We start from the raw sequence: 12,329 nt of genomic DNA on the forward strand, positions 1-12,329 counted from the left end.
CCCCTTTTTCAAAGGGGGAAGACCGGCATGCTGTTCTTGCGTGGCAGCGTGTACCGCGCGCCGCGAACGCTGGCGCCTATACCGGCGCCAGGCGCGCGTAGAGGTCGGCTTCGGGTTCCACGGCTGTACCGCGCCGGCGCACCAGCGCCTGGCGCGCGCGTTCGGCGTCGGCCGGCGCCAGGTCGGTTTCGATCAGCTCGACCTTGCCCGCGCTGAGGCAGGCGATCGGCACGCCGTCGCGGAACAGCACGCGCGCGCCCGGCAGGCGCGCGACGCGTTCGCCGGCGAGCACGGTGCCGGCCAGGTTGAGCGGGTCCATCGCCGAGACGCAGACCAGTTCGCCGCTGTCGGGGCGCTGGCGCAACTTGCGCAGCGCGCCGATCGCGTCGGGCAGCGCGAACTGCTCGCCGGACATGCCGCTGACGAAGCGCCCGCCGCGGATCTCGCCGCGCGCTTCCCAGCGCCGGTACACGCGCAGCAGCTCGCGCCAGGGCGGCAGCCAGTGGGCTTCGCGCTCGATCAAACGCCAGAACACCACGCCGTAGCGATCGAGCAGGCTGCGCGCGGCGTGCTCGACGGTCTCGGCATCGATCGCGGGTACGGGCGCGTCCTCGGCCGGGCGCGGGGTGAGCGACCAGCGCCCGGCGTCCTGGATGCCGAACAGCGGCGTGCGCCGGCTGCGTCCGCCGCGCGCGCCGTCGCGCTTGGACGGCGGCACCAGCAGTGCGCGCAAGCCGGCGTAGCTGTCGCAGGTCACGCGCCCACGCGCGACCAGTTCGCCCAGGGCCTCTTCCAACTCGGTCTTGAGCAGGTGCGCGCCGCGTTCGAGTTCGTCGAAGAAGGACGCGCCGCGCACGCGCAGGCAATCGACCACACGGGTCGCGCGCGAGGACAGCGGCGCGTCGTCGCTGCGGCCGGCGGTCAGCGTGGACCACACCGCCAGGTCGCGCCGCGGCAGCAGCACGATCGGCGTCTGTCGCACCGAGGGTGCGGTCGCACTGCCCGCCTCGACGCGGGTCGGGCGCAGGCGCGCCCAGGTCACGCGACCGGCGCCGCACAGGTCGTCCAGCCAGGCGGGGCTGTAGTCGGCGATGCGCGCGTTCAACAGCTCGCTCTCCCACACCGCCGCCGGCGCTTCGTAGCCCTGCAACTGGCTCAACACCGCTTCGACCGCGTCGCGGCCGCTCATGCGGGTAGCCGCGGACACGCGTTGCCAGTCGAATAGGAAACGCACGAAATCGCGCGGCGAGACCGGTTCGACCTCGCGCCGCAGGCGGCCCACGGTGTAACGGTGGATGCGCGCGAGCAGGTGGCGCTCGCACCATTCCTCGGCGCCGCCTTCGCTGCTCTCGCGGGTATAGCGGCCGCGCATCACATAGCCCTCGCCCTCCAGGCGCGCCAGCGCGATCTCCACCGCCAGCGCCGGTTGCCGCAGCGAGCCCGCAAGGACAGCCACGGTCGCTGGGCCCAAGCCGGTCAGGCGCGAGCGCAGCCATTCGGCCAGCACGCCGTCGGCATCCCAGGCGGTGGCGGCGTACTCGGGCGGGACCACGACTTCAGGCGCCCAGCTCGCGTCCGGAAACAGCGCGCGCGCCTGCGGCAGGGTTTCGGTGGCGATCCACAGCGCCGCCTCGTCGCCGAGTTCGACGGCAGGCCGCAGCCGGGTCGCGCGCCCGGCCTCGGCCAGAATGCGCAAGGCATCCAGCCAGCCGTGCGTGCGCGCCTCCTCAGACTCGACGTAAGCCAGTCCGATCAGCGCCTCGTGCATCTCGTCGGCGTTGCGTACCTCCGGCCAGGCCTCGGCGCGCACGGCGGAGATCGCCTCCGGATCCAGGCGCCCCAGATCGTCGGCGCTGTCCGGATCGGCGTAGCGGCGGCTCATCACCGCCTGGGTGCGGCGCTCTTCCAGCGGCGCATCGTCGAGGAAGGCATAGGGCCGCGCATTGATGGCCTCGGCCGCGATCGGCGACGGGCCGGTCACGTCGCGCGCGATCACCTGCACTTCGCCACGCTCCAACCGGCCCAGCAAGCGCAGCCAGCCCCGCGCGTCCATGGCTTCGTACAGACAGTCGTGCAGGGTCTGCGCGACCAGGGGATGGTCCGGCACCTCGCGTTCGCCGACCAGGTTCTCGGCGCAGGCGACCTGGTCGGGGAACACCGTGGCCAGCAGGTCCTCGCTCTTCATGCGCTGCAGCTGCGGCGCGACCTTGCGCCCGCCCACGTAGCGCGGCAGGGCCAGCGAGGTGGTCGCGTTCCAACGCCAGCGCACGCCGAACAAGGGCGCGTCGAGCAAGGCCTGGATCAATACGTCCAGCGCGCTGGCGCTGTGCAGATAGCGCGCGACTTCGATCAAAGGAAAGCTGTGGCTGGTCGACAGCGACAGCACGATCGCATCCTCGGTCGCGGCCGCCTGCAGCTCGAAATTGAACTTGCGGCAGAAACGTTTGCGCAGGGCCAGGCCCCAGGCGCGGTTGACGCGGCTGCCGTACGGCGTGTGGATCACCAGCTGGGTGCCGCCGGATTCGTCGAAGAAGCGCTCCAGCACCACGGTGTCCTGGGTCGGCACCGCGCCCAGGGCGTAGCGCGTGCGCGCCAGATAGTCGACCAGCTGGGCGGCGGCGTCCTCGCCCAGGCCGAGTTCGCGCGCGATCGCGGCCGCGACCTGCGCGTGCACCTGCGCCAGGGTCGCCGGATCGGGCTCGCCGAACGCGGCCAGTTGGGCGTCGACCAGGCCGCGCAGGCGCGATACGCCCAGCGAAAGTTCGTCGGTGCGGCCCGGCGCTTCGCCCAGCCAGAACGGAATGTTCGGCGGCGCACCCTGTGCATCCTCCACCCGCACCCGCCCCGGCTCGACGCGCAGGATGCGGTAGCTGGCGTTGCCGAGCTGGAACACGTCGCCGGCCAGGCTTTCGATCGCGAAGTCTTCATTGACGTTGCCGATCGTGGTCGCCTGCGGCTCCAGCACCACGGCGTAATCGCCGGTGTCGGGGATGGTGCCGCCGGAAGTGACCGCGGTCAGGGCGCCGCCGCGACGCGCGCGCAGACGCCGGTGCACGGCATCGCGGTGGACGTAGCCGGCGCGCGCGCCGCGACGGGTGGTGAAGCCCTCGGCGAGCATGCGCACCACCGCGTCGAAGTCCGGGCGCGCCAGGCCCGCGTACGGCCAGGCCTGGGTCAGGCGCGCGTACAGCGCGTCCTCGTCCCATTCGCGCGAAGCGACTTCGGCGACGATCTGCTGCGCGAGCACGTCCAGCGGCGCGACCGGGATTTCCAGCGCGTCCAGCTCGCCGCGGCGCACGCAGTCCAGCAGCGCCGCGCACTCGACCAGATCGTCGCGCGACTGCGGGAACAAGCGCCCCTTGGGTACGCCGCCGACGTGGTGGCCGGCGCGGCCGACGCGCTGCAGGAAGGCCGCGATCGCGCGCGGCGAGCCGAGCTGGCAGACCAGGTCGACATCGCCGATGTCGATGCCCAGCTCCAGCGATGCGGTCGCGACCAACACGCGCAGCTCGCCGCGCTTGAGGCGTTGCTCGGCGTCCAGGCGCAACTCGCGCGACAGGCTGCCGTGGTGGGCGGCCACCGCGTCCTTGCCCAGGCGTTCGCCGAGATGGCGCGCGGCGCGTTCGGCCATGCGCCGGGTGTTGACGAATACCAGGGTGGTGCGATGCTCGGCGACCAGCTCGGCCAGGCGCAGATAGACCTGGTCCCATTGTTCGTGCGACATCACCGCGCTCAGCGGCGACGGCGGCAGTTCCAGGGCCAGATCGCGCTGCTTTGCGTAGCCGATATCGACGATCTCGCAGTCCGGGCGGCCGTCGGCATCGACCGCCGCTTTGCCGACCAGGAAGCGCGCGACCTCCTCGATCGGCTTCTGCGTCGCCGACAGGCCGATGCGCGCGATCGGGTGTTCGCACAGCGCTTGCAGGCGCTCCAGCGTCAGCGCCAGATGGCTGCCGCGCTTGCTCGCGGCGACGGCGTGGATTTCGTCGACGATCACCGTGCGCACGGTCGAGAGCATCGCGCGTCCGGATTCCGAGCCCATCAGCACGTACAGCGATTCGGGCGTGGTCACCAGCAGATGCGGCGGTTGCTTGCGCATGCGCGTGCGCTCGCTGGCGGTGGTGTCGCCGGTGCGCACCGCGCTGCGGATGCCGGGATCGGCACGGCCCATGCGTGCGAGCTGTTCGCGGATGCCGGCCAGCGGCGCGTCGAGGTTCAGATGGATGTCGTTGGACAGCGCTTTCAGCGGGGAGACGTAGACCACCGTGGTCTCGTCGGGCAGGCCGCCCTGCGCCTCGGCCTGGCGGACCAGGGCGTCGATCGCGGCCAGGAAGGCGGTCAGGGTCTTGCCCGAGCCGGTCGGCGCCGCCACCAGGGTATGCCGCCCGGCACGGATCGACGGCCACGCCAGGACCTGGGCCTGGGTCGGCGCCGGGAAGGTCGCCGCGAACCAGGCGGCGACGGCGGGATGGAAGGCGGACAGTGGCATGGCGCGCGGGCGCGATCGCTGCGGCGAAGTTCCGGTGGGGGCCGCACCCGGTATGGGGGCGGTCGGGCGCTTAGGGAATGGTAGCGCTGCCGCGACGGCCCCGGGCCGGGCCGGCCGCTGGCCGTCGTTCAGCCTACCCGCGACCTCGCGATCGCAAGGCCAGCCTGCCGCGGTCGCGTCTCAACCGCTGCGACGCTGCGACGCTCATCGCGGCGGCGCGGAGACCTCGCGCACGACCTCGGCGATGGCCCGGCTCTGGCCGGCCAGGGCGATATCGGCCAGCGACACGATGCCGGCCAGGCGCCCGTCGGCATCGACCACCGGCACGCGTCGGATGCGGGCGCGTTCCATCAGCTCCACGCAGTCGCGCAGGTCGGCATCCACTCCGACGCATAGTGCCGGCATCGTCATCGCATCGCCGGCGGTCGCGTTGCCGTCGCGGCCGACCGCGACCACGCGTACCGCGATATCGCGATCGGTGACCACGCCCAGCGGCACGCCGCGTGCGTCCAGCACGGGAATCTCGCCGCAGTCGTGGTCGGCCATCATGCGGGCGACCTCGCGCAGCGGTGTGGTGACGTCGCAGGCGGCCGGGTTGGGTGTCATGAAAGCGCTCACGTTCGCCATAGCGGTCTCCTTGGAGTGTCGGATGGAAGGTCTATTGTTCGTCGGCACCGTCGTGTGATCGCGGCGTGAAACGCAAGTCGGCGCGAACAGCGGCCACGCAATTGCGCGCGCGGCGCCACGCCGCAGCCGCGCCGGCCGTTGTATCCTCGGCCCGGTATGCGTCCTTGACGCGATACGCCCCGCGATGCGACATCAACGGAGAACGCCATGACGACCAAGTTGGACAAGCCGCTGCGACGCGAACTGGAAATCGGCGACAAGCTCTACACCCTCACGATCGACGGCCACGGTTTGAAGCTCACCGAGAAAGGACATCGCAAGGGTGTCGAGTTGAGCTGGAACGAAGTGGTCGGCGGCGACGACGCGGCTACGCCGCCCGGCGCCTGACCGCTGCGGCCGCGACGGCGGAGACGCCGTCGCGGCCCGATCTACTGCGGCATCGGTGCCGGCATAGACCGTCTCTGTCAGTGGCCGCCGTGCTTGGCGGCCATCAAGCCCTTGGTGTCCACGCTGCGTACGCCCTGCACGGACTTGGCTACGGCCATCGCTTTGTCGACCTGGGCCTGACTGTCCACCTTGCCCGACAGCGTGACCACGCCGTTGACGGTGTCGACATCGATCTTTAGGCCGGACACATCCTTGGCGGCGAGTAGTTCGGTCTTGACCTTGGTGGTGATCCAGGTGTCGCTGACCGGCTGATTCGATTCGCCGGTCTGCGGCGTCGGCGTTGGTTCCTGGGCGAAGGCGACGACAGGCAGGCCGGCCAGCAGGACCACGGCGAGCGCGGAAGCGAGGCGATGGGAGATGAGGTTCATATGCGTACTCCTAAGGGGTGTAGCGGCGAAGCGGCCACGCCGTCGCGATGCGCGGCGTAGCCTGGGGCGCGCGGTTGCGCGCGAGTGACGATGGGGAGGCGGCGCGCAACGGTTGCGCACGCAGGGCTGGGCGCGGCATTCAATGGTGACGCGCGCGCCCTGAGCCGGATTTTTTGCCGCCGCCGTCGAGCTTGTTGACGGTGGCCCAGGCGCGCTGTTCGGCGGTCTTCTCGGGCAAGCCCTCCTGCCGGTAGCCCTGTTCGATATGGCGGGCCTGGCGCTTTTGTTTGTCGGTATAGGTGGATTTGTCTCCACGAGGCATGGATGCATCTCCGGTCGGAACCGTTCCGACGCATGGCCGAGGCTAGGCCGCAGGGAGTAAACGCAAGGGCAGTATTTCGTTAGCCTGCGGTCGAGGTATGGCCTGCGCTCATGTAAGTGAATCGCGTGGAGAGCGTTCCCCGCAGCGCCACGGCCGTGCCGTCGCGCTCACTCCGCGACGACGGCCGATGGAGTGTGCTGTGCCCGTCGCTTCCCAACGAGCCCCTCGCATGCCCAGGCGCCGCGCATGGATCTGAAGAGCGGTTATCCCTACTGGGCCGTGCGCAACGGCCTGATGCATGCGTTCCCGGCCCTGGACGCCGATGCGCGCTGCGACGTCGCGGTGATCGGCGGTGGCATCAGCGGCGCCCTGATCGCCGACGAATTGAGCCGTCACGGCCACGACGTGATCGTGATCGAGCAACGCGACATCGGCTGGGGCAGCACCGCGGCGAGCACGGCGCTGCTGCAGTACGAGATCGACACTCACATGATCGACTTGGCCCAGCGCTACGGCGAGGACGCCGCCGCCCTCGCCTACCTGGCCTGCGGCGAGGCCGTGGACACTCTGCGCGAACGCGTGCGCGGCCTGGGCGGCGTCGACTTCGCGCGCAACGACAGCGTCTACTGCGCCAGCAAGCAACGGCATGTGTATGCGCTCAAGCACGAACTGGCGCTGCGGCGTCGGCACGGTTTCGACGTGCGCTGGCTCAATGCGGCCGACCTGCACGAGCGCTACGGTCTGCATGCGCCGGGCGCGATCCTGAGCCGCTTGGGCGCGCGCGTGGATCCGTATCGGCTGACCTATCGGCTGTTGATGCGCCTGGCGCGACAGGGCGTGCGCGTGCACGACCGCAGCGAGATCGCGGCGCTCGAACCCGGCGCGCGCTCGGTGCTGCTGCGCACCCCGCAAGGGCATACGATCCGGGCGGCGCAGGTGGTGCTGGCGCTGGGTTACGCGGGACAGCGCTGGCTGCGCCAGCGGGTGGCGCGCAACCGCAGCAGCTACGCCTTCGTCACCGACCCGATGGCGGCGGATGCGACCCGCGGCCTGGAGCGCACCCTGATCTGGGAGTCCGCGCGCCCCTACCTCTATCTGCGCGGCACCGGCGACGGCCGCGTCATGGTCGGCGGCGAGGACGATGCGGTCGACATCCCGGCGCGGCGCGACGCGCGCCTGGATAAAAAAGCCCGGCGCCTGGTGCGGGCGGTGGCGCAGCGTTTCCCTGGCCTGGAACTCACGCCGGCCTTCGCCTGGGCCGGGACCTTCGCCGAAACCGACGACGGCCTGCCCTACTTCGGCCCGCACGAGCAGTACGGGCCACGGGTGCATTTCGCGATGGCCTACGGCGGCAACGGCATCACCTATGCGCAGATCGGCGCGGGGCTGCTGCGGGCGCTGATCGAACGCAAGGCGCATCCACTGGCGCGGCTGTTTTCGTTTCAGCGCAGCCAATGAGCGGCGCTTGCATCGCAAAGCGGCGATACGCGTCTCGCGGTGGCCGCGGCGCAAGCCGCGAGCCGAAACCGGGCACGCTGCGCAAGGGCGCCCCGGTCGCTTGATCCAAACGACCGCACTGCCTTGCCGGGGCGTCGCAGGGTTCGTCGCGGGTGCAGGGGCGCGGTCGCGGCTTGCGCCGCTCCTACCGCCGGCATGCCGCTGCGGTGGGCTCGGCGCAATGCGAACGGTCCGCTCGCGCGGCCCGTTCGGCGGAACGTTGGGGATCCGGACTCGACGCGCGCGACGCCGAACTCCGAATCGATACGCCTCAGGAGCGCAGCGGCACCAGGGTGATCTCGACGCGGCGGTTCTGGGCGCGGCCTTCCTCTGTGTCGTTGCTGGCGATCGGACGGGTCTTGCCGGCGCCGGTGAGGATGAAGCGGTCGCGGACCAGGCCGCGCGACATCAGGTAGTTGCCGACCGAAGCCGCACGCTGCTCGGACAGGCGCTGATTGACCGCGTCGGTGCCGATGCTGTCGGTGTGGCCGGCGACCTCGACGATGGTCTGGTTGTACTCCTGCAGGGTCGAGGCGACGTTGTCCAGCACCGGATAGAACTGCGATTCGAGCGAAGCGCTGTTGAAGGCGAAGGTGATGTTGCTGGGCATGTTGAGGGTGATGTTGTCGCCCTGGCGCACCACGTCGACGCCGGTACCGGCCATGCGCTCACGCAGCGCGCGCTCCTGACGGTCCTGGTAGTTGCCGATCGCGCCGCCGGCCAGGCCGCCGACGCCAGCGCCGATCAGGGCGCGCTGGCGGCGCTCGGTGGCGTCGTCGCCGCTGAGCAGGCCCGCGGCGACGCCGGCCAGCGCGCCGATCAGGGCGCCCTTCTGGGTGCGGCTCATGCCTTGGCGTTCTTGCGGGTATTGGCCTTGCGGGTACTGGCCCTGCGGCTGACCGCCGTAGTATCCGCCGCCGCCCGTGGCGCAGCCGGCGAGCAAAGCGGTCATCGCGGCGGCGGCCATCGCAATCTTGATCTGGGTTTTCATGGGGCGTCCTCGGCTGAATTCGGCGGAGCCAAAGCTAATCACGCAAGCGTCACGGGTGGGTGACGAGGGCTTGCCGCAGTTCAGCTGTCGGCAGGGGTGCGTGAGGGCGTCGTGCGCTCTAGGCAACGCTCGCTTGGCGTTGTTGCGCGATGGTTGGGGTTCGATCGCGGCTCACGCCGCTCCCACAGAATGCGTGGAACCGCGAGCGGCGGCGGCGAATGAGGTGGTGTGGTCGCGGCTTGCGCCGCTCCTACCCGGAGCGTGGGCGATGGCACGGCGCGGTGCGATTCGGATCGCACCGCGCCTGCGGGCGGCGCTCAGTCGCCGACGGCGACCAGCGCGTCGGCGCCGGCGGCGTCGAGGGTGTGGTCCCAGTTACCCATCAGCGCCAGGTACAGCAGCTTGTCGAACTCGGCGCCGAAGCGGCTGATCACCGCGTCGGGATCGGGGATCAGTTTGGCGTCGGCGATCAGGCCGAAGTGGACGCGGCCGTTGTAGCTGAGAATGGAAATGCCGACGCCGATCGAACCGGTCTGCGGTACCCAGAACATCATTTCGCGCAGGGTGCAGCCCGCCAGATACAGGGGCTGCTGCGGTCCGGGCACATTGGTCGCGACGGCGGTGGCCTTGCGGCTGAAGAGCTCCAGTGCCAGCCCTTGCACCTGCGACGGCGCCATGCCTAACGCAGCCAAAAGCCCAAATGCAACAATAGCTTGCCGTGAATTCTTAAGATTATTCATGCATTCGGCCACGCGCTCGACCCGGCGGATCGGGTTGTGCTCGCCAACCGGCAGCTCCAGGAACACCAGGCCGAAATGGTTGCCGAGCTTCTTGGCGTGTTCGAGCGGACGCAGGTTGACCGGCACGGTCGCGCGCAGGGTCACGCCGTCGACGTTGTCGCCGCGTTCGATCATGTAGTTGCGCAAGGCGCCGGCGGCGGTGGCCATCAGCACGTCGTTGACGGTGCAGTCGCAGGCGCGACCGACCGCCTTCACCTCTTCCAGATCCAAGGGCTCGGCCCAGGCCACGCGTTTGCTTACGCCGAGCTTGCCGCGCAGCAGCGAGGGCGGATCGTCGGACAAGGCCAAGGCATTGAGCAGTTCGCGCGCGATCTCGCCGCCCTCTTTGGCCAGCATGCCGGCCAGGGTCGGGTCGCGGTACATCTCCATGCCCTTTTCCAGCGCGCGCGAGCCCAGCTTCATGTAGCGGTCGACCGCACCGACCCGGCGCGCGACCTCGACGCCGTCGGTCTTGAGCCAGGCGTGCGGCAGATCGCTGCCCTTGGCCGGCTCGCGAGTGGTGTCGGTCAGCGACAGCAGCACCTGGACCAGGGCGATGCCGTCGGCGTAGCTGTGGTGGATGCGCGCGATCAGGGCCGAGCCGCCGTCGTAGCGTTCGACCAGATGGAACTGCCACAGCGGCCGGCTGTGATCGAGCGGGCTGGACGCGAGCTGGCTCACGAAGCGCTCCAGGCCGCGCTTGCCGCCGCGCCCGGGCAGCGCGGTCAGCTGCACATGCCAGTCGAGATCGAAATCCTCGTCGGTCTGCCAGGACGCGCCAGCCGGCGTGTCCACCGCCTTCTGGCGGAAGCGCGTATAGGCCAGGAAGCGTTGTTTGACCACGCGCCGCAGGGCGTCGATCGACATCGGTTCGGCGAACATCAGCACGCCGGTAATCATCATCGGATTGGTCGGTCGCTCCATGCGCAACCAGGCCGTATCCACTCGCGACATCGGTTCGCGACGCGCTCGCTTGCGCGGTTCTGCTGTGGCCATGCGCCCTCCAAGCGTCTGCGCCGAGTGAATCACGCAGCCGCGAGCGGCGTCAACGCGGCTGAGGCCGGATTCGAGATCGGATCGCGAGACCGCCGCTGGCCATGAACTCCGGACGCATGCGCCCAGGCCCCTACCCGCGCTGTTTCCGGTAGGCGGCCAAGGCGGCGTCGCGGCCTGCCGCCAGATCGACCAACGGCTGCGGCGGATAGTCCGGCGCGAAGCGGCGCAAGGTCGCCGGCTCGCGCCAGGGCGCATGGCGCAGCGGCAACGGCAGCGCCGCCAGCTCCGGCACCCACCGCGCGATGTAGCGACCGTCGGGATCGAACTTTTCGGACTGGGTGACCGGATTGAACACGCGGAAGTACGGCGCGGCGTCGGCGCCGGTGCCGGCGACCCACTGCCAGCCCAGGGTGTTGTTGGCCAGGTCGGCGTCGACCAGGGTGTCCCAGAACCAGCGCGCGCCGTGGCGCCAGTGGTAACGCAGGTGCTTGGTCAGATAGCTGGCTACGATCATGCGTACGCGGTTGTGCATCCAGCCGGTGTGCCACAGCTCGCGCATGCCGGCATCGACGATGGGCACGCCGGTGCGGCCGTGCTGCCAGTCCTGCAGGCGCGGCTGGACCAGACGCGCCCAGTCGAAGTCGTCGAAGCGCGGATTGAAATTGCGCTCCGGGGTGTGCGGGAAGTGGTGCAGCAGATGATGGGCGAATTCGCGCCAGCCCAACTCGCGGATCGCCGCGTCGATGTCGCCGGCGCGCGCGGCGTTGCGCTGCGTCTCCAGCGCGGCGACCACGCGCCAGGGCGCGATCTCGCCGAAATGCAGGTGCGGCGACAACCGCGAGGTGCCGACGCGATCGGGCCGGTCGCGCTGTTGGGCATAGCCCTCCAGCGCGCCTTCCAAGAAGGTCTCCAGGGTCTCGCGCGCGCCGGCTTCGCCGGGCGTCCAGTGCTCCCAGAAGCCGCTGTCCCAGTCCCGCGACGGCAACAGCTTGAGCGCCTCCAGGGCCACGCCCTCCGGCCCGTGCACGCTGCTGGGCAGGCGGGCCGGCGGCTCCCAGGTCGGCTGCAGGCGCCATGCGGCCAGGGCCGTGCGCCAGAACGGCGTGAACACGCGATAGGGATCGCCCTGCTTGGTCGCCAGTTGCCAGGGCTCGAACAGCAGCGCGCCGTTGTGGCTCTCCGCGCGCACGCCCTGACGGCGCAGGGTCTGCTTGATGCGGGTATCGCGCTTCTCGATCGCCGGTTCGTAGCGGCGGTTCCAGTACACCGCCTCGGCGTCGGTGGCCAGCAGCAGCGATTGCAGGGTCGGCAGGCTGGGGCCGACGAAGCGGCGCAGGTGCGAGCCGCGCGCGCGCAGTTCGCGGTCCAGCGCGGCCAGGGAATGATGACGCCAGGCGTCGGAGGCGGCACCGGGCCGCCAGTCGCCCTGCTCGTCGGGCGCATGGATGTAGATCGGGATCGGCGTGTAGCCGTCGTCCAGCGCCGCCCGCAGGGCCGGGTTGTCGGCCAGGCGCAGGTCGTTGCGGAACCAGACCAGCGCGGTGGCGGCGGCAACGTCGGACATCGCGGAACCGGGGCAGTCCAGGGAGTGCCAGTATGCCGCCCCGCCGGCCTCAAAGAGACGGGGCCCGCGTGGGGCCCCGTCCGGGTCTTGCCAGACTTACGGCGACTGCAGTTCGGTGATCGCCGACTGGGTCTGGACCAGGCCCCAACCGGTGTTGTTGTCGTAACCGGCGGCGTCGATGTCCTGCGCCGTGGTCAGCAGGGCGTCGCGCACCTGCGCCGCGGTCGCGGTCGGCTTGGCGCTCCACAC

Annotated in this window: 9 protein-coding genes; 2 read left to right on the top strand and 7 right to left on the bottom strand. The window is 70.4% G+C overall.

Features of this window, described 5'->3' with window-relative positions:
- Positions 1-76: 76 nt before the first annotated feature.
- Positions 77-4,489: a DEAD/DEAH box helicase gene (locus ASE35_RS06050; protein ID WP_057163230.1), complete on the bottom strand. Its 4,413-nt coding sequence runs from the start codon at positions 4,487-4,489 to the stop codon at positions 77-79.
- A 204-nt stretch (positions 4,490-4,693) separates the two neighbouring features.
- A complete protein-coding gene (locus ASE35_RS06055) occupies positions 4,694-5,116 on the bottom strand; it encodes a CBS domain-containing protein (RefSeq protein WP_082611131.1) in 423 nt (140 codons plus the stop codon).
- Positions 5,117-5,323: 207 nt separating this feature from the next.
- Here ASE35_RS06055 and ASE35_RS06060 point away from each other — a divergent pair, with 207 nt between their 5' ends.
- Positions 5,324-5,503, top strand: a complete 180-nt coding sequence (locus ASE35_RS06060; RefSeq protein ID WP_056175049.1) for a hypothetical protein — start codon at positions 5,324-5,326, stop codon at positions 5,501-5,503.
- 77 nt (positions 5,504-5,580) lie between these two features.
- Here ASE35_RS06060 and ASE35_RS06065 read toward each other — a convergent pair whose 3' ends face one another.
- Positions 5,581-5,931, bottom strand: coding sequence for a BON domain-containing protein (locus ASE35_RS06065; protein ID WP_057159444.1), 351 nt, complete (start codon positions 5,929-5,931; stop codon positions 5,581-5,583).
- 139 nt (positions 5,932-6,070) lie between these two features.
- Entirely contained in the window at positions 6,071-6,253 is a 183-nt protein-coding gene (locus tag ASE35_RS06070) for a hypothetical protein (protein WP_056175058.1), read from the bottom strand.
- A gap of 246 nt (positions 6,254-6,499) precedes the next feature.
- Here ASE35_RS06070 and ASE35_RS06075 point away from each other — a divergent pair, with 246 nt between their 5' ends.
- Complete coding sequence (locus tag ASE35_RS06075; protein ID WP_057163231.1) at positions 6,500-7,711, top strand: FAD-binding oxidoreductase; 1,212 nt, start codon at positions 6,500-6,502, stop codon at positions 7,709-7,711.
- Between the two features lie 310 nt (positions 7,712-8,021).
- On the opposite strand, the gene ASE35_RS06080 is transcribed toward ASE35_RS06075, so the two are convergent.
- The 3 genes from ASE35_RS06080 to ASE35_RS06090 form a co-directional block, all read right to left on the bottom strand.
- On the bottom strand, positions 8,022-8,741 hold the full coding sequence (locus ASE35_RS06080; protein ID WP_057163232.1) for an OmpA family protein: 720 nt from the start codon (positions 8,739-8,741) through the stop codon (positions 8,022-8,024).
- 317 nt (positions 8,742-9,058) lie between these two features.
- Positions 9,059-10,516, bottom strand: coding sequence for a wax ester/triacylglycerol synthase family O-acyltransferase (locus ASE35_RS06085; protein ID WP_056175067.1), 1,458 nt, complete (start codon positions 10,514-10,516; stop codon positions 9,059-9,061).
- A gap of 130 nt (positions 10,517-10,646) precedes the next feature.
- On the bottom strand, positions 10,647-12,080 hold the full coding sequence (locus ASE35_RS06090) for a deoxyribodipyrimidine photo-lyase (RefSeq protein ID WP_057163233.1): 1,434 nt from the start codon (positions 12,078-12,080) through the stop codon (positions 10,647-10,649).
- Positions 12,081-12,329: the final 249 nt, after the last annotated feature.

The sequence above is a fragment of the Lysobacter sp. Root916 genome, from assembly GCF_001429785.1.
GTDB lineage: Bacteria > Pseudomonadota > Gammaproteobacteria > Xanthomonadales > Xanthomonadaceae > Lysobacter.

Coding starts and splice junctions, on each gene's coding strand:
- ASE35_RS06065 (WP_057159444.1), bottom strand. CDS start 5,931: ATGAACCTCATCTCCCATCGCCTCGCTTCCGCGCTCGCCGTGGTCCTG.
- ASE35_RS06050 (WP_057163230.1), bottom strand. CDS start 4,489: ATGCCACTGTCCGCCTTCCATCCCGCCGTCGCCGCCTGGTTCGCGGCG.
- ASE35_RS06075 (WP_057163231.1), top strand. CDS start 6,500: ATGGATCTGAAGAGCGGTTATCCCTACTGGGCCGTGCGCAACGGCCTG.
- ASE35_RS06090 (WP_057163233.1), bottom strand. CDS start 12,080: ATGTCCGACGTTGCCGCCGCCACCGCGCTGGTCTGGTTCCGCAACGAC.
- ASE35_RS06070 (WP_056175058.1), bottom strand. CDS start 6,253: ATGCCTCGTGGAGACAAATCCACCTATACCGACAAACAAAAGCGCCAG.
- ASE35_RS06080 (WP_057163232.1), bottom strand. CDS start 8,741: ATGAAAACCCAGATCAAGATTGCGATGGCCGCCGCCGCGATGACCGCT.
- ASE35_RS06085 (WP_056175067.1), bottom strand. CDS start 10,516: ATGGCCACAGCAGAACCGCGCAAGCGAGCGCGTCGCGAACCGATGTCG.
- ASE35_RS06060 (WP_056175049.1), top strand. CDS start 5,324: ATGACGACCAAGTTGGACAAGCCGCTGCGACGCGAACTGGAAATCGGC.
- ASE35_RS06055 (WP_082611131.1), bottom strand. CDS start 5,116: ATGGCGAACGTGAGCGCTTTCATGACACCCAACCCGGCCGCCTGCGAC.